The organism is Vibrio rumoiensis 1S-45 (genome assembly GCF_000286955.2).
GTDB lineage: Bacteria > Pseudomonadota > Gammaproteobacteria > Enterobacterales > Vibrionaceae > Vibrio > Vibrio rumoiensis_A.
The window spans coordinates 135110-153888 of the sequence record NZ_AJYK02000082.1 but is presented as its reverse complement, the minus strand read 5'-3'; the positions used below and the strand labels follow the sequence as shown (position 1 = coordinate 153888).

Below are 18779 nucleotides of genomic sequence, written 5' to 3'. Positions count from 1 at the left end.
GTGTAGATTAATTGACTTTAAGCTCTAATCTGAGTACAAAAAGCCCACACAAAATATCCTGGACGGATTAATCATATACAAAGGAGAATGTCATGGCGGATAAGAAAGCGACCCTTCATATAGAAGGGCAAGCACCTATTGAGCTCCCAATTTTAAGTGGAACAAATGGTCCAGACGTTGTGGATGTTCGCAAACTAGGTGCTAGTGGTTACTTTACCTTTGACCCTGGTTTTCTTGCTACTGCATCTTGCGAATCCCAAATCACGTACATCGATGGCGGTAAAGGTATCCTTCTACACCGCGGCTATCCTATCGATCAACTTGCAAACAATGCTGATTATTTAGAGGTATGCTACATCCTACTTTATGGAGAAGCACCGACTCGCACTGAATACGAAAAATTCAAACAAATCGTCTCAAAACACACTATGGTTCATGAGCAAATTGCTAGCTTCTTCCATGGTTTCCGTCGTGATGCTCACCCAATGGCGGTCATGTGTGGTGTTGTAGGTGCATTAGCTGCTTTCTACCACGACTCTCTAGATATCAATAACGAAACACACCGTGAAATTACCGCTTTCCGCCTATTGTCGAAAATGCCAACATTAGCGTCTATGTGTTACAAATATTCAATTGGCCAACCATTCATCTACCCACGTAATGACTTAGATTACGCAAGTAATTTCTTGCATATGATGTTTGCTAACCCATGTGAAGAATACAATGTGAATCCTGTAGTTGCTCGCGCAATGGATAAGATATTCACATTACACGCAGATCATGAACAAAACGCTTCTACGTCAACGGTACGTCTTGCAGGTTCTTCTGGTGCAAACCCATTTGCATGTATTGCAGCGGGTATCGCATCACTTTGGGGGCCTGCTCATGGCGGAGCAAACGAAGCATGTTTACGTATGCTTGAAGAAATTGGCAGCGTCGACAACATTGAAGAATACGTAGCAAAAGCTAAAGATAAAAAAGACCCATTCCGTTTGATGGGCTTTGGTCACCGTGTTTATAAAAACCACGACCCTCGTGCAACAGTAATGCGTCAAGCTTGTCATGATGTATTGTCTGAACTAAACATTGACGATCCTCTACTTGATGTTGCAATGGAATTAGAACGTATCGCACTTTCTGACCCATACTTCATTGAGAAGAAACTTTACCCGAACGTTGATTTCTACTCAGGCATCATCCTGAAAGCCATCGGTATTCCAGTATCAATGTTTACCGTAATTTTCGCCCTTTCTCGTACAATCGGTTGGATTGCACATTGGAACGAAATGCACGCAGACCCAGACAACCGTATTGGTCGTCCACGTCAGTTATATACAGGTCAATCTAGCCGTGACTTTACCCCTCTTCAAGAAAGAGAGTAATGGCTTCAATTAGCTAGATGAAGGCAAAAGCGCCACTTACGATGTAAGTGGCGCTTTTTATTGAAAGCTTCATAACTTTGAATATTTAAAGGTAGAATATTATGCCTTTAAACTGGATTATCAATATCAATAAACTCAACATCAAGGCCATGCTCTTTTGCTAGCCACCCTCCTAAAGCCTTAACACCATAACGTTCTGTCGCATGGTGACCAGCAGCAAAATAATGAATGCCTAACTCTCTGGCAATATAGGTTGTCCGCTCTGATATCTCCCCAGATATAAAGGCGTCTAAGCCAAATTTAGCGGCTAATTCCAAATAATCTTGCCCACCACCAGTACACCAACCAATCGTTTTGATCTTTTTACCTTCATCATCGGCTGCAATATGTAAAGGCTTACGCTTTAATACGGTTTCAATTCTATTTTGCAGTTCTGGGCCAGTTAATTCACTTTCAAACGAACCATGCATAGCAACTGATTGAGCATGCCCTTCCAATCCACCTTCAACTTTAATACCCAATAAATTGGCTAATTGTGCGTTATTTCCTAATTGAGGGTGAATATCTAAAGGTAAGTGGTATGCATATAAATTCATATTATTCTGAATTAAAGAGCGAATTCTAGCTCCTTTCATCCCGATAATCGGCTCAGCTTCTCCTTTCCAAAAATAGCCATGATGTACCAGGAGAGCATCGGCATTGGCTTCAACTGCCGCATCAATTAATGCTTTCGATGCGGTCACACCGGTCACAACTTTTTTAATCTCTGTACAACCTTCAACTTGTAAACCATTCGGACAATAGTCTTTTACTAACTGGGGTGATAGAGTTTGATTTAAAAGTTGTTCTAACTGTAAATTATTCATTATACGACTGCCTTGTTAGTAATATTATCGAGTAGCTTTACATCATTGTACTTTTAGCGTTTATGGATTTATAACAACTAATGGCTTTATAGAAACACATGGTTTTATAACAACAAATTGTTTAAAAGTCTAAGTAACTCAAAATTAGGATAATGAACGCCATTTACTCGATTCCTATCCAAACTGAATCTTAAATAAAGGAAAGTGATTACCGTGTCGGAGAAGAAGTATACAATTTCCCCTGAAGAGCAAACTCACCTCTTTGAACAAATTTCAACATGGATAGCCTCAACTCCTCCATTATTAAAGCCTGATGGTCAAAAATTAATAGCTACGCCTTTTCACAACGACTATCGCGTTTCCCCTGTTTCATATAACGGTAATTCACGGCTTGGTTTTTGGTATCAACATTTATGTATGCAGCACTTTCAATCCCACCCAGATTACCAATTACTTGCCGAAGAAATACAACTGAATCACAACGGTCGAACCCTCGGTGCTATCGATTTTATCGTTGAAAATCAACTAGATCAAACAACTGAACATTGGGAAGTTGCCATCAAGTTTTACTTATTATTTGAAGGTTTATGGTATGGACCCAACAGTAAAGATCGCTTAGATTTAAAACTCTCGCATATGCTAGAACATCAACTTGAAATGTCACGCCACGACTATTTTGTACAGCAGTACCCAGACCTCAACAATATTCAGCCTAAACTTTTAATGCAAGGCAGGCTTTACACGAATCCATTCCAGAAACAAAGAATCCCAAGCCACTGTTTAAACCATGAAATAGAGACAAGCCAAATCAATGGCTACTGGTGTTTTTGGCATGAATTTCAAAAAATAGATGAAGCATTATACCTTTTGAAAAAAGGACAATGGTTAACAGGAAGAAATGAGCACAACCCACAGTTAACTGAAGCGATGGTTGACTTTGTACACTGCCAATCTGAATCTGGTGATTTTTGGTTTATCTTACCGGACAGGTGGCCGAATAATTAATCGCATAATCTAGTGACTCAAAATAAAAACGCGAGAGCCTAAGCCCTCGCGATTATTTTCGTTGCGCTTAAGCCTTATAGGCCCGCGTTAGCAAACACTTGATTCACTATCTCTTGAGCTTCTTGCTCAATTAGTTTCAAGTGCTCTGAACCTTTAAAGCTTTCGCAATAAATTTTATAAATATCTTCCGTACCCGACGGGCGTGCAGCAAACCAACCATTTTCAGTAGTGACTTTTAATCCGCCAATTGCTCCGCCATTACCTTGGGCATGAGTCAGTCGAGCCGTGATTTTTTCACCTGCTAATTCATCTGCGCTAACCATCTCAGCAGACATACTTTTCAGCACATTTTTCTGCTCAGTATTAGCAACAGCTTGAATACGGTTATAAGCAGAAGCACCATGCTTGGCTGCAAGTTTATTGTAGTACTGTTGCGGGTTCATCCCTGTCACTGCAGTAATTTCTGCCGCGAGTAAGCAAAGAATAATACCATCTTTATCTGTTGACCACGGCGTGCCATCTTTACGTAAGAATGACGCTCCAGCGCTTTCTTCACCACCAAAGCCAAAGCGGCCTTCATATAAACCATCAACAAACCATTTAAAGCCAACTGGAACTTCGCACAATTCACGGCCAAGCTCGGCGACCACACGGTCAATAATCGCACTAGATACTAATGTTTTACCTACTTGCACTTCTTTTCCCCAACCATCACGATGACGGAACAAGTAATCAATACAAACAGCTAAGTAATGATTAGGGTCCATCAAGCCTTCAGGGGTCACAATACCATGGCGGTCGTAATCTGGGTCATTACCAAAGGCAAGATCATAATCGTCTTTTAATGATAATAAGCTGGCCATGGCATAGGGAGACGAACAATCCATTCGGATCACACCATCTTTATCCAATGTCATAAATTGAAAAGAAGGATCAACGGTTTCATTGACTAAAGTCATATCGAGCTGATAAGTACTAGCGATTCGACGCCAATATTCAATCCCCGCGCCACCCAATGGGTCGATACCAATCTTTAGACCCGACTGCTGGATCGCATTCATATCAATCACATTATCCAAGTCATCGACATAAGGTTGAACGAGATCTTTCGCGTTTAGAGAATCGGTTAATTCTGAACGTTTAACCCCTTGCAGACCATTGGCAATATATCGATTGGCATTGTCTTCGATACGCTGAGTAATTTCACCTTCAGCTGGCCCACCATGGCTTGGGTTGTATTTGATACCACCATCTTGAGGTGGGTTATGAGATGGCGTGATCACAATACCATCTGCTTTATCAGCATGAGTAAGATTATGAGTTAAAATTGCATGCGATATACCTGGTGTTGGCGTATAACCATTGTCAGCTTGAGTAATAACTTGAACACCATTCCCGGCTAAAACCTCTAACACAGTACGACAAGCTGGCTCAGATAACGCATGGGTGTCTTTACCTACAAATATAGGGCCAGTTAAACCCACGCTATTTCGTTCATCAACAACAGCCTGAGTGATCGCAAGAATATGGCTCTGATTAAAAGTTGATTTTGATGACGAACCACGATGACCAGAAGTACCAAACTGAACACTATGGGCGCGGTTTCCAGCTTCTGGCTCCTTTGTATAATAATCACTGACTAAAGCTGGAATATTAATCAAATCTTCCGGTAGTGTTTTAGTACCTGCTCTTGGGTGAATTGCCATGAAAACGATCCTTTTAAAAACTGCAATTTAAAAACGAAAAAACCCCATAATACGTCACGAGCAATATTATGAGGTTCTATAAATTTTATACCTTTTGACTGAGGCTACAGCTTAGTAGATAAGACATTCCATCCTATCTAAACTAAAATTTGTGCTCTAATAAGATTAGATAGCGTTACAGACTTTTTCAATCAAATCAGCCTGAAACCCCATTTGAGTCATAAGTTGCTGCACCATTTGACGCTTACGGTTGGTATTGTTATTGGTGATAACCCAAAAAGGCGTCTCTGGAATAGAGCGTGGTTTCGTCGTTTTCCCACTGGCTAGCAAGGTTTCTTCATTATCGGCGAAGTACACACGAGTACGCCCTTTCACTTTTGCGGCATCAGCAAAGCGGTTTGGCTCTACATGGTATAAAGCAGATAAAACACTCATAAAACGATCGATTGCTTTTTCTTTTTCTGCAAAATCATTAGAAATAAGCAAAGAACGCATCATTTTTACACCATCTTGCTTCTCTTCTTTCACTGGCACTGAAACGGCTTCAGTGGCAACGGCCGATGCAACATTAGTGGACACTTTTGATCCTTGCTGATCACCGATTAAAAGTCGACGTAAAATATCGGAGGCACTCTCACCAATATGTTGGGTTTGACTCGCGATATAACGATAAAGTTCTTCATCTACTTCAATGGTTTTCATTGGCTTTTCACAATCTCAATCAATTTAACTCTGGCACGATTATACCCTTAACTGGCTCGATACTCTATGCCAATTAAACTTACATACCACGAAAAAGAGATAAAAAAGAGGCCTGAATAACATCAGGCCTCTTTCATTTTGCTTATTCAACTTTGTTTAATAGGCTTTTGTACCTAAAATATGCTTATCTACTGGTGATGGTTTACCATATTGAGATGTACCGCCATGGTAGGCTTTCGTTGTCTCAGCCACTGATTTTGTCATCCTCGGATCTTGAGGGCGCTCATGACTATTAATAAACATAGACACATCCCACGCTTCTTGATCAGTTAAGCTGTTGCCTTTACTTAATGGCATATTGGCTTTGATGAAATTCGCTGCGCCATCAATTTTATGCATACCTGCACCCCAGTTATAACTGTCTTTACCCCATAAAGGAGGGAATACATAACGGTTTTCAACTTTGCGACCTTCACCATTATCACCATGACAAAAAGCACACTGTGATTGATACACTTCTTCACCACGAGCAAAGTCAGCTGGTAATGTCGGTTCTTTTAGCTTTGGAAAACCGCGCCCCGGAAGCTTAGAATTTACTTTCACATCCGTTGCTAGCCAATAAGAATAAGCAGTTAAATCACGAATTGTTTGGCTAATCGCTTCTGGAGGAGTGCCGTTCATTGAATAATTAAAACACCCTTGTAGCCTATCTTCGTAGCTGTTTACTTTCTTGTTTTTACCTCGATAAGCAGGATAAGAAACATAAGCAGCCCAAAGCGGAGCGGAGTTCGCAACCTGCCCACCATACAAATGACAGTTCGTACAATTTAATCCATTACCAACCGCACCGGATTCTTTCTCTTGTTGGCTGTTCATAAAAATCGAATAACCGCGCTTTACTGCTTCCGCAAAATGCGCTTCTGGTAAAGCATTCCAATCTGGTGCTTGATGGTATTCTTCACCTTGTGGTAAAGCTTTTCCTGGCTCGACAGAGCCTAGATCTTTATATCCTTCTGCCCAAGACACGGTACTGACGATGGAAAGCATTAATAAAAGGTATTTCATTTTTTCACCTCTGCTTTTTTGTCAGCACTAGCTGTGCCTTGTTTTGCAAAGTATTGTGCTACCTCTGCAATTTCTTCATCGGTTAACCCTTTTGCTATTGGCCCCATGATAGCCATTGCTCCGGCAGGTCGAGTGTCATTTTTCCAAGACTTCATTTGATTGACTAGATAAGCAGCATTTTGTCCACCAAGTCTTGGAATACCTGGTTTAACGCCAACCCCATTTGGTCCATGACAACTCACACAAGAAGGAACATTTGCTTCCATTTTTCCAACATACGCAAGTTTTTCACCCGGTTCCATATCACCCGGCCATTTATCACCACGCCATTGCAACTTGAAGTTTAAAGCATTAGGCACGCTTGAATAATGTTTTACAATTTCATCTACTTGCTCATCTGATATTTGATAAATGAACGCATCCATAAAAGTGGTGTGGCGTTTTGTACTACGAAAATTTTCTATTTGTTCACGTAAATATTCATCAGATTGTCCCCATAAATTGGGTATGTGATCTAATGTCGAAACGCCATTCACTCCATGACATGTTGAGCAAAACTCCACTATCCCTTCTTTTTGTTGGGGTAAGCTTTCTGCCACGCTAATCATTGGAAACAAAATGAGCGCTCCCATTATCAGTCGTTTTCGCATGCTACTTCCTATTATTCTATTATTCATTTGTAAATTAATAATATTATAAGCATATTCTTTAATATTATCCTTACAATAAAAGCGAATTATTGGCATAAATTTGTGCAATTTTTCAGTGCAAGTCTCTAAATCATTCTTTAGAGACACCACATGACATTTAATAATAGATTGTATTAATATGCGGACATCATCCTTACATCTTTCTCACTAAGGTTATTATGACAGTTAATCCCCCACCTCTATTGAACTACAAAATCCAAGGTGATGGCCCTTACCTTTTATTAATCCATGGGTTATTTGGTAGCTTAGACAATTTAGGGTTACTGGCTCGTGATTTAATAAACGACTTTTCAGTGATAAGCGTCGATTTACGAAACCATGGAAAATCATTTCATCATAATGAGATGAATTATCAGACCATGGCCTCTGATCTTGATCATTTATTACAGATCCTAAAAATAGAATCCACTATCGTTATTGGGCACTCTATGGGTGGGAAGGCTGCCATGGCACTTGCTGACATGGCTCCAGAAAAAGTATCTAAATTAATTGTTTTAGACATGGCGCCTGTCGCTTACCAACAAAGCCGTCATGATAATGTTTTTGCAGGACTAAATGCTGTCATACTAGAAAAGCCTACCGACCGTAAAGCCGCATTGGCTTGTTTAGCCCAACATGTAGAAATAGAAGGTGTGCGTCAATTTTTATCCAAATCATTACATTCTAAAGATGGTTCTATGCAATGGCGATTTAATGTCACCGACATACAAGATAATTACCACCACATTCAAGATTGGAAAAATATTCCAGCATTTACTAAACCAACTCTATTTCTAAAAGGGGAGAATTCGGATTATTTAATCGCTGATTATCAAACACAAATCATTGCCCAATTCCCCAATAGTAAAGCGCACATAATTGCAAATACAGGGCATTGGCTCCATGCCGAAAAACCTGCCGAAGTATTGAGATCAATTCGCCGGTTTTTAACGAAATAATTCACATTTAATACTTTTGATGAACGGCAACTCATTAACTTTCAACCGGAATAATGCTATAGTCGAAACATAAAAAACGATGGTGACAATCAGCATGCTTTACGAACACATCAATACCATTGAGTCACTTGGCTTGGATCTCTTTTTTGCATCCCTATTTCTCTTAATAGGGTTAGCCATTAAAGATGTGTTAAAACAAGGGAATGTCCCTGTTTTTGGCCGTCGCATTGTATGGCTTGTATTATTTTTAGGTTGTGCTGGTTTTGTTGCTAAAGGGCTTATTCAACTTAGTTGGGAAGGCTCTGGTTTCGGTTAACATTCCATTGCAAATGGATGTGTAGATTGCATCCCTTTATAAAATTCACATTTAATTGATTGATATCGGCATAGGCCCGGTAATAGATAAATAGGTAATATTTCTATGGCAAGTGTAGGACTCTTCTTTGGTAGTGACACAGGTAATACTGAAGCAGTTGCTAAAATGATTCAAAAAGAACTTGGCAAACAACTTGTCCATGTTCAAGACATTGCTAAAAGCAGCAAAGAAGACATTGATAATTTCGATCTATTATTACTCGGTATCCCGACTTGGTACTATGGTGAATCTCAATGCGATTGGGATGACTTTTTCCCAGAACTTGAAGCTATCGACTTTTCAACAAAATTAGTTGCGATTTTTGGCTGTGGCGATCAAGAAGATTACGCTGAATATTTCTGCGATGCGATGGGTACAGTACGCGATATCGTTGAAGCAAAAGGCGGCACGATTATCGGTTACTGGCCAACAGAAGGTTATGAGTTTGAAGCCTCTAAAGCGCTTGTTGACGATGATAACTTCATCGGTTTGTGTGTGGATGAAGATCGCCAACCAGAATTAACCGATACTCGAGTGAAAACGTGGTCAAAACAAATTTATGATGAAATGTGTCTAGCTGAGCTTGCTGACTAGTCATAGAGCACTCATGGAGTAAACACCTCCTATATGAGGTGTTTTTTTATCATCACTCTAATGCTATAGTCATTTTAGATACATTTTAACAACATATAATGAAATGAAATACACAATAGCGTTGTTCTTATAGTTCATACCAACTTGATGTACTCATGTCTTCTGTTTAGTACAGAACCTCACAGGAAAGTATAATGCCAGATAACAACCAAGCTCTAAAGGAAGCAGGCCTTAAAGTAACTCTACCTCGATTAAAGATCTTAGAGGTGCTACAAAAACCTGACTGCCAACATATCAGTGCTGAAGATTTATATAAGAAGCTGATTGACCTTGGTGAAGAAATTGGCCTTGCAACCGTTTACCGCGTATTAAACCAATTCGATGATGCTGGGATTGTGACACGCCATCATTTTGAAGGTGGTAAATCGGTTTTTGAATTATCCACTCAGCATCATCATGATCACCTAGTGTGTTTAGATTGTGGGGAAGTGATCGAATTTTCAGATGACCTGATTGAAGATCGCCAAAAAGAAATCGCTAAACTTTACAATGTCGAACTCACTAACCACAGCCTGTATTTATACGGACGCTGTGCAGAAGGCAATTGTAAAACAGATTCTAATGTCCATAAAACAAACAAGTAACATCACGGTTTATTCATAAAGATAAAATTTGATGTAACAAAAAACGCACCTTCAATTTGAAAGGTGCGTTTTTATTTATATCAATTAAATGAAGCGATTACTGATCGTCAATCTTCGCCCAAGTATCTCTTAAGCCAACAGTACGGTTAAATACTAAATTTTCTTTAGAAGAATCCTTTGCATCAATGCAGAAATAGCCAGTACGTTCAAATTGAATACCAGCACCTGCTTCAGCATCAACAAGACTTGGTTCAACAACACCTTTCTTCACCACAAGCGAATCTGGGTTAATGGTGGCAGCAAAATCATCTGCTGCACCTGGATTTGGCACCGTAAATAAACGGTCGTATAAACGAATATCAGCCGTGATACCTTTCGTTGCCGATACCCAGTGAATTACCCCTTTTACTTTACGGCCATCGGCTGGGTTCTTACCTAACGTCTCAGGATCATAAGAGCAGAAAATCGTGGTAATATTACCATCACTATCTTTTTCAATGCGATTAGCTTGAATCACGTATGCGCCACGTAAGCGCACTTCTTTACCTAAGACTAAACGTTTGTATTTCTTGTTGGCTTCTTCACGGAAATCATCCGCCTCGATAAAAATCTCACGCGTGAATGGCACTTCACGGCTACCCATTTCAGGTTTATTTGGATGATTTGCAATCGTTAAAGTCTCGTCATTTTCGACGTTCTCGATAATAACTTTAACTGGATCTAGAACCGCCATTGCACGAGGTGCATTTTCATTCAGATCTTCACGAATACAAGCTTCTAGTGAGCCAAATTCAATCATATTTTCTTGCTTAGTCACACCGATACGAGAGCAAAACTCGCGAATTGAGCCCGGTGTAAAACCACGACGACGCAAACCAGAAATCGTTGGCATACGAGGATCATCCCAACCATTGACTAGCTTCTCTGTCACTAATTGATTCAACTTACGCTTAGACATCACAGTATATTCTAAGTTTAAGCGACTAAATTCATACTGATGTGGTTGGCAATCAATCGTAATATTCTCAAGAACCCAATCATACAGACGGCGGTTATCTTGGAACTCTAAAGTGCACAATGAATGGGTGATACCTTCCAATGCATCAGAAATACAATGGGTAAAATCGTACATCGGATAGATGCACCACTGATTACCCGTTTGATGATGCTCAATAAAACGCACACGATAAATAACAGGATCACGCATCACGATAAATGACGACGCCATGTCAATCTTGGCACGTAAGCACGCTTTACCTTCTTCGAAGCCACCAGCACGCATCTTTTCAAATAGTGCTAAGTTTTCTTCTACTGAACGGTCACGATATGGGCTGTTTTTTCCAGGCTCTTTTAACGAACCACGATATTCACGAATTTCATCTGGAGTTAGCTCATCAACATAAGCCAAACCTTTTTCAATAAGCTCAACCGCATAACCATACAAAGCATCAAAATAATTAGAAGAATAGCAAATATCACCATCCCATTTAAAGCCTAACCAATTCACATCTTCTTTGATTGATTCTACGTATTCAATATCTTCTTTCGCAGGGTTGGTATCATCAAAACGAAGGTTACACTGACCCTGATAATCTTGAGCTAAACCAAAGTTTAAGCAGATAGATTTAGCATGGCCAATATGTAAGTAGCCATTTGGTTCAGGTGGGAAACGAGTATGGATCCCGGTATGTTTGCCATCAGCTAAATCCTTGTCAATAATTTGACGGATAAAATTAGATGGACGAGCCTCAGCTTCACTCATCGACAGTACCTCAGTAAAAATAAAAGAGTCTTAATTAATTGGGACTAATGATCCACAATTCTAGCCTGATACACAACAATAACCGCTATTTTCTTTACCAATTGAACAAAAACTCAATCAAACAACTAAAAATAAGCGTCTTCACATAAAAAAAGCCTCGAAAATCGAGGCTTTTTAAGAAGTTTATCTTGGTGAGTACTAAGGAAGTGTCACATCAGATAAATCATCTGAAGCTGGAACTTCTTTCATTTCACCAGCAACAATTTCGGCGAGTGGGCCAAGGATAACTTGAAGGTTATTTTCACCTAGCTTAACAACACCTTTCGCACCTAAACGTTTTAGTACCGCTTCATCTACGATTGAACGATCTTTCAATGTTAAACGTAGACGAGTAATACAAGCATCAATCGTTGTCACGTTGTCATGACCACCAAGTGCTTTCAAGTATTGACGTGCAACATCACCACTTTCTTTATCCGTTTTAGCTGCACTTGTTGGTGCTACTTCTTCATCTTCACGACCCGGAGTTTTCATGTTGAAAGCACGGATTAAGAAGCTGAATGTGAAGAAGTATAGAGCACCAAAACATAAGCCAATAATAAGTAGCGTCACAGGTTTCGTTGCCAAGCCCCAGTTCAATACAAAGTCAATAAGACCTGCAGAGAAACCGAAACCATGCAATGTACCAAACATATTAGCAACCACTAGAGATAAACCAGTGAACACAGCATGTACAGCATACAAGCCAGGCGCTAGGAACATGAACATAAATTCAAGTGGTTCTGTAATACCCGTTAGGAAAGAACAGAAAGCAACTGAGAATAATGCGCCAGCAACTTGGCTACGACGCTCTGAAGGCGCAGCAAGATACATAGCAAATGCACCAGCAGGAAGACCAAACATCATGATTGGGAAGAAACCATTCATGAATACGCCCGCCGATTTATCGCCACCAAAGTAACGGTTCAAATCACCTGTTTTAATCACGTCACTTACGCTATCAACCACAACAGTAATTTGTGGATTAACGGCATTGGCAAAGTTAAACGTATGCTCTTGACCAACCACTAATGTTTTGGCAACCGTTGGATCAACACATAATTGGTGAATGTTAGCAAATGCGCCAGCACCACTTACCATGATTTCTTGACAAGAACCCATACCAAACCAGAAGTAAGAGTTAAGAACATGGTGAAGGCCAACAGGTATTAGAGCACGGTTCAATGTACCGTAGATGAATTGTCCAACTGCACCAGACGTCGAAATCGCATGAGCAAGCGTGTCAAGACCATGCTGAACCGCAGGCCAAACCACACCGAAAATAGCACCCGCAACTAAAGCGACTAAACCCGCCATAATTGGAACTAAGCGACGGCCAGAGAAGAATGCAAGCCACTCAGGTAGGCGAGTTGCATAAAAGGCGTTGTAACAGTGGCCTGCAATGATACCTGCAAAGATACCACCGAAGAATGACATGTTAATTTCAGCATTAATATTTTTTGCAGTAGCAGTCAGTACAAAGTATGCAACTGCACCAGCAAGACCGGCAGCACCGGCACCATCTTTAGATAAACCAATTGCAATACCTAAACCAAATAGCAGAGGTAATTGGCTAAAAATTGCATTACCAGCTGAAGCCATAAATGCAATATCGAGTAGGTCTGGCTGACCCAAGCGTAATAAAAGCGCCGCAACAGGTAGAGTTGCAATAGGCAGCATTAATGCTTTACCTAGTCTTTGCGCATATCCAAGTATATTCACCGTAATTCCCCCCTATAGGATTTGGTATGAATCGCACTACTTATTTTTAATGAAAAATTTAGTACAGCGACAGTCTATTTAATTAATTTTAGTCCGCAAATTAAAACCCTGACATTTGTGATCTTAATCAAGAGTTATTTATTGGTTTGCTCAATAGTTGTGAACAATTTATCTTATTTACACTAGATAGTTTCCCAAACTTATTTTATTATACAAAATAATGAAATGACCAACCTTATAATTTTAGTTTATGTTCAGTAGAGGTGCACTGTGAGATTAATACCACTAAATAATGCAAATGAAGTTGGCCTTTGGTCTGCTCGTCATATTGTTAATAAAATCAACAAGTTTAACCCAACTGAAGATCGCCCTTTTGTATTAGGCTTGCCGACTGGTGGCACTCCATTGAACACATACAAACAGCTCATCAATCTTCATAAATCTGGTGAAGTAAGTTTTAAGAACGTTGTCACTTTCAATATGGATGAATATGTAGGCTTAGACGCTGAACATCCTGAATCATACCGTTCGTTCATGCATGAAAACTTCTTCAAACATGTTGATATTCAAGAAAAAAACATCAACTTACTTAACGGTAATACTGATGATCATGAAGCAGAATGCAAGCGTTATGAAGATAAAATTAAGTCTTATGGCCGCATCAACCTTTTCATGGGTGGTGTCGGTAACGATGGCCATATTGCTTTCAATGAACCTGCTTCATCTTTATCATCCCGTACGCGAATCAAAACGTTAACAGAAGATACTCGTATCGCTAACTCACGTTTTTTTAATGGCGATATTAGCCAAGTACCAAAATACGCACTAACGATTGGTGTGGGTACACTGCTAGATTCAGAAGAAGTGATGATTTTAATCACTGGCCACAATAAGGCACAGGCATTACAAGCTGCCGTTGAAGGCTCAGTGAACCATTTATGGACCGTTTCAGCACTTCAACTGCATGCAAAATCTGTCATTGTATGTGATGAGCCATCAACTCAAGAGCTTAAAGTGAAAACAGTTAAGTACTTTCGTGAGTTAGAAGCTGAAAATATCAAGAACCTTTAAATAATATTAATAATTTTCAAATAAATAGGGTGTTATCTATGTATGCTCTGATTAATGCTAAAATCTACACAGGTCATGACGTACTTACAGAGCACGCAGTCGTGGTTGAAGCTGGCAAAATCAAGTCTGTCATCAAAATTGAAGACTTACCTAAGAATGTTGAAACTAAAGATCTGAATGGTGCAATATTAAGCCCAGGTTTCATTGACTTGCAGCTCAATGGTTGTGGTGGTGTGATGCTGAATGATGAAATCACAGCAGACACCATGCAAATCATGCACAAAGCGAATTTAAAGTCGGGTTGTACTAGCTTCACTCCGACTTTAATCACGTCTTCCAATGAAGATATGCAGCAAGCTATCAAAGCAGGTCGTGAATACCAGCAGAAGTACAAAAATCAATCATTAGGTTTACACCTAGAAGGCCCATACCTGAATGTGTTAAAAAAAGGTATTCACCGCCCTGATTTTATTAGAAAATCAGATGATGATATGATTCAGACCATGTGTGATAACCACGATGTCATCGCAAAAGTCACATTAGCGCCTGAACAAAACAAAGCTGAGCATATTCAGCGCCTTACTGAAGCTGGAATTGTTGTGTCCATTGGTCATACTAATGCAACGTACGCCGAAGCTCGTAAAAGTTTTGCAGATGGAATTAGCTTTGCAACGCATCTATTTAATGCGATGACACCAATGGTAGGTCGTGAGCCTGGCGTTGTTGGTGCAATATATGACACTCCAGAAGTTTATGCTGGTATCATCGCTGATGGTTTCCATGTTGATTACGCAAACATTCGTATCGCCCATAAAGTTAAAGGCGACAAACTTGTGTTAGTGACAGATGCCACAGCGCCAGCAGGTGCAGATATGGATCACTTTATTTTTGTTGGTAAGAAAGTATATTACCGAGATGGTAAGTGTATCGATGAAAACGGCACACTTGGTGGTTCAGCTTTAACCATGATTGAAGCCGTACAAAATACGGTGGAACATGTAGGGATCGCTTTAGACGAAGCACTACGTATGGCAACGTTATATCCAGCCCGAGCAATCGGAGTTGATAAACAGCTAGGCGAAATTAAATCAGGTATGGTGGCAAACCTAACCGTATTTGATCGTGACTTCAATGTAAAAGCGACGGTTGTTAACGGACAATACGAGCAGACATAAAATGAATGGCGGACAAATTGGTAATGTAGATTTAGTAAAACAGCTGAATAGCGCAGCTGTATATCGTTTAATCGATCAACAAGGTCCAATTTCAAGGATCCAAGTTGCCGATGTAAGCCAACTTGCTCCCGCCAGTGTCACAAAAATTACTCGCCAACTTTTAGAGCGAGGATTAATTAAAGAAGTAGCACAACAAGCCTCAACCGGTGGTCGACGTGCTATTTCTTTGACCACTGAAACCGGACCATTTCACTCCGTCGCAATTAGACTCGGTCGAGATTACATCCAATTTAGTTTATATGATCTCAGTGGGCATGAGCTTGCGAACCACCACTCCCCATTTCGATACGATAAACAGCAAGACCTACTTGATGGGCTTGTTTTGCATACCAAAGCGTTTATTAATCAAAATAAGAACTTAATCGATCAACTTATCGCCATTGGCGTTACGCTGCCAGGTCTGGTTAACCCAGAAACGGGTGTCGTAGAATATATGCCTCATACCGAAATTGATAATTTATCTCTCGGTAATTTATTGCGTGAAACCTTTTCTGTTGAAGCTTTTGTTGGTAACGACATCCGTGGTTTGGCTTTAGCAGAGCACTACTTTGGCGCCAGCCGTGACTGCCAAGATTCGATCTTAGTCAGTGTTTATCGTGGTGCAGGTGCAGGTATCATAGTTAATGGTCAAGTATTCTTAGGCTCTAACCGAAACGTCGGTGAGATCGGACATATACAAATTGAACCTCTAGGCGATCGCTGCCAGTGTGGTAACTTTGGCTGCCTTGAAACCGTCGCAGCTAACCCTGCTATTATTGCCCATATTGCACAACGCTTAGAGCAAGGCTACCCATCTAGCTTAGCGCAAGTGGAGCCGCTCACCATGTCGGCTATTTGTGAACATGCCAATCAAGGTGATGAACTTGCTGTTCAATCATTAACGCGTGTGGGAAATCATCTAGGCAAAGCTATTGCTATGACGGTGAACTTATTTAACCCACAAAAAATCATCATTGCCGGTGAAATTGTCAAATCGAAAGAGATTATTTTCCACGCGATTCAACGAAATATTCAAAACCATTCATTGGCGGCTTTTCATAAAAATCTTCCTATTGTTGAGTCTCAGCTATACACAAAACCCACTATTGGTGCCTTTGCGATGATTAAGCGCGCCATGTTAAATGGTGTGTTATTACAAAAACTATTAGAAGATTAAGCCATTTAACTCTATGATCCCAAGCGGATATATCTTTTCGGTATATCCGCTTTTTTAATTTCAACCCTTTTTCCGGAATGCATCACCATGGATATATTTTTAATCATCGCTGCTTTTGTATCAGGTTTCATTGCATTAAAACTCAACCTTCCTCCACTCGTTGGTTTCTTAATAGCCGGATTTGGATTGCAACATTTTGGTTTTCAAAGCAACGAAACTATTTCGACTTTATCCGATTTAGGCGTGACTCTTTTACTCTTTACCATTGGTCTGAAATTGGATGTTAAAACACTTTTGGCGAAAGAGATATGGGCCAGCGCAACATTACATAACGTGTTTTCCACCCTCTTTTTCACCTTAGCTTTACTCGGGCTTAAAACCATTGGCATTTCATTATTCACCGATATTGATACACTTCAATTACTACTGCTTGCTTTTGTTCTCTCGTTTTCAAGTACCGTATTCGCCATTAAAAGCTTAGAAGAAAAAGGCAACATGAATTCAACCTTTGCCACTATTTCCATTGGCATTTTGGTTATGCAAGATATCTTTGCCGTATTATTCCTTACCATTTCCACAGGGAAGATTCCAGAGTGGTATGCCATTGCCCTGTTTGCTTTACCCTTCCTGCGTCCTTTATTTTATAAAGTATTAGACAAATGCGGCCACGGTGAAATGTTGGTACTGTATGGCATATTCATGGCTCTGGTTATGGGTGCAGGGCTATTTACTGCTGTGGGAATGAAAGCAGATTTAGGCGCTTTAATTCTCGGAATGCTATTAGCTGGTCATTATAAATCATCAGAACTCTCTAAAGCCCTATTCAATATCAAAGAGCTTTTCTTGGTGTGCTTCTTCTTGAATATTGGTTTATCCGATGCACCTACGTTTGATGGATTAATCTTAGCTGGGCTGCTGATTTTATTGCTGCCAATAAAAGGGCTTCTTTACTTTGGTGTGATTAATTTATTCAAGTTTAGAGTACGCACATCATTACTCGCCTCATTAACTTTACTTAATTACAGTGAGTTTGGCTTAATTGTATCGGGTTTAGCTTACAAGCTCGGTTGGCTTCCAGGCGAGATGATGGTAGCGATCGCTTTAGCCGTATCGCTTTCTTTTATCATCGCCGCTCCGATTAATAATATGAGTCATAAAATTTACCGTTATACCTCACCGTGGTTGAGAGAACGTGCTGATGAGAAGCTCCACCTGCGTGATAAAAGCATTAACCCTGGTAATGCTCAAGTGCTGATACTTGGCATGGGTAGGATTGGTACAGGAGCTTATGATGAAATCCGTTCACGCTACGGAAAAATCAGTCTTGGTGTCGAAACGCGTGAAGAAGCCGTTAACCATCACCGTCAAAGCGGACGCAATGTCATTCAAGGTGATGCAACCGACTCCGATTTTTGGGAACGTATTTTAGACATTGCAAATGTAAAGCTCGTTATGTTGGCCATGCCACATCATAAAGGTAACCAAGCCGCGATCGAACAACTCAAAGCTCGTCGCTACCAAGGAAAAATTGCAGCCATTGCGGAGTATTCCGACCAAGTCAATGAGATGACAGAGAACGGTGTCGATGCGGCATTCAATATTTACAATGAAGCCGGTGCAGGTTTTGCCCGTCATGTATGTGAAAAGCTGAGCCCACAATTTAAACCAATGCAATCAGGAAACTGGGATAAAGGCCATGATTTAACTTGAAGGGGAATTCCGTCAAGCCCAAATATGGACAAAAAGTAACTAAAAATAGATCCGATCAATCAAATTGCGGATTATATTAAATATAATTTACATCATAACCATTTTAATGATTTTTTT

17 protein-coding genes are annotated in these 18779 nt (G+C 40.1%); 10 read left to right on the top strand and 7 right to left on the bottom strand.

Annotation, left to right across the window (positions count from 1 at the left end; translation table 11 throughout):
• Positions 1 to 92 precede the first annotated feature (92 nt).
• The gene (locus A1QC_RS11535; RefSeq protein ID WP_017025973.1) at positions 93 to 1382 is read left to right on the top strand and encodes a citrate synthase; all 1290 of its coding nucleotides are present in this window, start codon (positions 93 to 95) and stop codon (positions 1380 to 1382) included.
• Between the two features lie 107 nt (positions 1383 to 1489).
• Here the strand turns inward: A1QC_RS11535 and A1QC_RS11530 are convergent, their stop codons facing one another.
• Positions 1490 to 2248: a Nif3-like dinuclear metal center hexameric protein gene (locus A1QC_RS11530; RefSeq protein ID WP_017025972.1), complete on the bottom strand. Its 759-nt coding sequence runs from the start codon at positions 2246 to 2248 to the stop codon at positions 1490 to 1492.
• Positions 2249 to 2461: 213 nt separating this feature from the next.
• Here A1QC_RS11530 and A1QC_RS11525 point away from each other — a divergent pair, with 213 nt between their 5' ends.
• Entirely contained in the window at positions 2462 to 3253 is a 792-nt protein-coding gene (locus A1QC_RS11525) for a DUF1853 family protein (protein ID WP_017025971.1), read from the top strand.
• Between the two features lie 74 nt (positions 3254 to 3327).
• Here the strand turns inward: A1QC_RS11525 and pgm are convergent, their stop codons facing one another.
• From pgm to A1QC_RS11505, 4 genes are all read right to left on the bottom strand, one after another.
• Positions 3328 to 4959: a phosphoglucomutase (alpha-D-glucose-1,6-bisphosphate-dependent) gene (pgm, locus tag A1QC_RS11520; protein ID WP_017025970.1), complete on the bottom strand. Its 1632-nt coding sequence runs from the start codon at positions 4957 to 4959 to the stop codon at positions 3328 to 3330.
• A gap of 165 nt (positions 4960 to 5124) precedes the next feature.
• Positions 5125 to 5661, bottom strand: coding sequence for a replication initiation negative regulator SeqA (gene seqA / locus A1QC_RS11515; RefSeq protein WP_017025969.1), 537 nt, complete (start codon positions 5659 to 5661; stop codon positions 5125 to 5127).
• Between the two features lie 156 nt (positions 5662 to 5817).
• Positions 5818 to 6726, bottom strand: a complete 909-nt coding sequence (locus tag A1QC_RS11510; protein ID WP_017025968.1) for a c-type cytochrome — start codon at positions 6724 to 6726, stop codon at positions 5818 to 5820.
• On the bottom strand, positions 6723 to 7376 hold the full coding sequence (locus tag A1QC_RS11505; protein ID WP_017025967.1) for a c-type cytochrome: 654 nt from the start codon (positions 7374 to 7376) through the stop codon (positions 6723 to 6725). The genes A1QC_RS11510 and A1QC_RS11505 overlap by 4 nt, the downstream gene beginning before the upstream one ends.
• A gap of 218 nt (positions 7377 to 7594) precedes the next feature.
• Between A1QC_RS11505 and A1QC_RS11500 the strand changes: the two genes are divergently transcribed.
• From A1QC_RS11500 to fur, 4 genes are all read left to right on the top strand, one after another.
• A complete protein-coding gene (locus A1QC_RS11500) occupies positions 7595 to 8374 on the top strand; it encodes an alpha/beta fold hydrolase (RefSeq protein WP_017025966.1) in 780 nt (259 codons plus the stop codon).
• A 94-nt stretch (positions 8375 to 8468) separates the two neighbouring features.
• Positions 8469 to 8690, top strand: a complete 222-nt coding sequence (locus tag A1QC_RS11495) for a DUF2788 domain-containing protein (protein WP_017025965.1) — start codon at positions 8469 to 8471, stop codon at positions 8688 to 8690.
• Between the two features lie 105 nt (positions 8691 to 8795).
• On the top strand, positions 8796 to 9323 hold the full coding sequence (gene fldA / locus A1QC_RS11490) for a flavodoxin FldA (protein ID WP_017025964.1): 528 nt from the start codon (positions 8796 to 8798) through the stop codon (positions 9321 to 9323).
• A gap of 194 nt (positions 9324 to 9517) precedes the next feature.
• Positions 9518 to 9967, top strand: a complete 450-nt coding sequence (fur, locus tag A1QC_RS11485; RefSeq protein WP_017025963.1) for a ferric iron uptake transcriptional regulator — start codon at positions 9518 to 9520, stop codon at positions 9965 to 9967.
• A gap of 97 nt (positions 9968 to 10064) precedes the next feature.
• On the opposite strand, the gene glnS is transcribed toward fur, so the two are convergent.
• Positions 10065 to 11729, bottom strand: a complete 1665-nt coding sequence (glnS, locus tag A1QC_RS11480; protein WP_017025962.1) for a glutamine--tRNA ligase — start codon at positions 11727 to 11729, stop codon at positions 10065 to 10067.
• 198 nt (positions 11730 to 11927) lie between these two features.
• Complete coding sequence (gene nagE, locus A1QC_RS11475) at positions 11928 to 13490, bottom strand: N-acetylglucosamine-specific PTS transporter subunit IIBC (RefSeq protein ID WP_039836641.1); 1563 nt, start codon at positions 13488 to 13490, stop codon at positions 11928 to 11930.
• Positions 13491 to 13760: 270 nt separating this feature from the next.
• Here nagE and nagB point away from each other — a divergent pair, with 270 nt between their 5' ends.
• The 4 genes from nagB to A1QC_RS11455 all read left to right on the top strand — a co-directional run bounded on the left by nagB (position 13761) and on the right by A1QC_RS11455 (position 18662).
• Positions 13761 to 14561, top strand: a complete 801-nt coding sequence (gene nagB, locus A1QC_RS11470; protein WP_017025960.1) for a glucosamine-6-phosphate deaminase — start codon at positions 13761 to 13763, stop codon at positions 14559 to 14561.
• A gap of 38 nt (positions 14562 to 14599) precedes the next feature.
• Complete coding sequence (gene nagA / locus A1QC_RS11465; RefSeq protein WP_017025959.1) at positions 14600 to 15736, top strand: N-acetylglucosamine-6-phosphate deacetylase; 1137 nt, start codon at positions 14600 to 14602, stop codon at positions 15734 to 15736.
• Between the two features lies 1 nt (position 15737).
• Positions 15738 to 16952: a DNA-binding transcriptional regulator NagC gene (nagC, locus tag A1QC_RS11460; protein ID WP_017025958.1), complete on the top strand. Its 1215-nt coding sequence runs from the start codon at positions 15738 to 15740 to the stop codon at positions 16950 to 16952.
• Between the two features lie 87 nt (positions 16953 to 17039).
• Complete coding sequence (locus A1QC_RS11455) at positions 17040 to 18662, top strand: cation:proton antiporter family protein (RefSeq protein ID WP_017025957.1); 1623 nt, start codon at positions 17040 to 17042, stop codon at positions 18660 to 18662.
• Positions 18663 to 18779: the final 117 nt, after the last annotated feature.

Bases quoted from the DNA above. Each gene is read 5' to 3' on its own strand.
- A1QC_RS11535 (WP_017025973.1), top strand. From the start codon at position 93: ATGGCGGATAAGAAAGCGACCCTTCATATAGAAGGGCAAGCACCTATT.
- A1QC_RS11530 (WP_017025972.1), bottom strand. From the start codon at position 2,248: ATGAATAATTTACAGTTAGAACAACTTTTAAATCAAACTCTATCACCC.
- pgm (WP_017025970.1), bottom strand. From the start codon at position 4,959: ATGGCAATTCACCCAAGAGCAGGTACTAAAACACTACCGGAAGATTTG.
- seqA (WP_017025969.1), bottom strand. From the start codon at position 5,661: ATGAAAACCATTGAAGTAGATGAAGAACTTTATCGTTATATCGCGAGT.
- A1QC_RS11510 (WP_017025968.1), bottom strand. From the start codon at position 6,726: ATGAAATACCTTTTATTAATGCTTTCCATCGTCAGTACCGTGTCTTGG.
- A1QC_RS11505 (WP_017025967.1), bottom strand. From the start codon at position 7,376: ATGCGAAAACGACTGATAATGGGAGCGCTCATTTTGTTTCCAATGATT.
- A1QC_RS11500 (WP_017025966.1), top strand. From the start codon at position 7,595: ATGACAGTTAATCCCCCACCTCTATTGAACTACAAAATCCAAGGTGAT.
- A1QC_RS11495 (WP_017025965.1), top strand. From the start codon at position 8,469: ATGCTTTACGAACACATCAATACCATTGAGTCACTTGGCTTGGATCTC.
- fldA (WP_017025964.1), top strand. From the start codon at position 8,796: ATGGCAAGTGTAGGACTCTTCTTTGGTAGTGACACAGGTAATACTGAA.
- fur (WP_017025963.1), top strand. From the start codon at position 9,518: ATGCCAGATAACAACCAAGCTCTAAAGGAAGCAGGCCTTAAAGTAACT.
- glnS (WP_017025962.1), bottom strand. From the start codon at position 11,729: ATGAGTGAAGCTGAGGCTCGTCCATCTAATTTTATCCGTCAAATTATT.
- nagA (WP_017025959.1), top strand. From the start codon at position 14,600: ATGTATGCTCTGATTAATGCTAAAATCTACACAGGTCATGACGTACTT.
- nagC (WP_017025958.1), top strand. From the start codon at position 15,738: ATGAATGGCGGACAAATTGGTAATGTAGATTTAGTAAAACAGCTGAAT.
- A1QC_RS11455 (WP_017025957.1), top strand. From the start codon at position 17,040: ATGGATATATTTTTAATCATCGCTGCTTTTGTATCAGGTTTCATTGCA.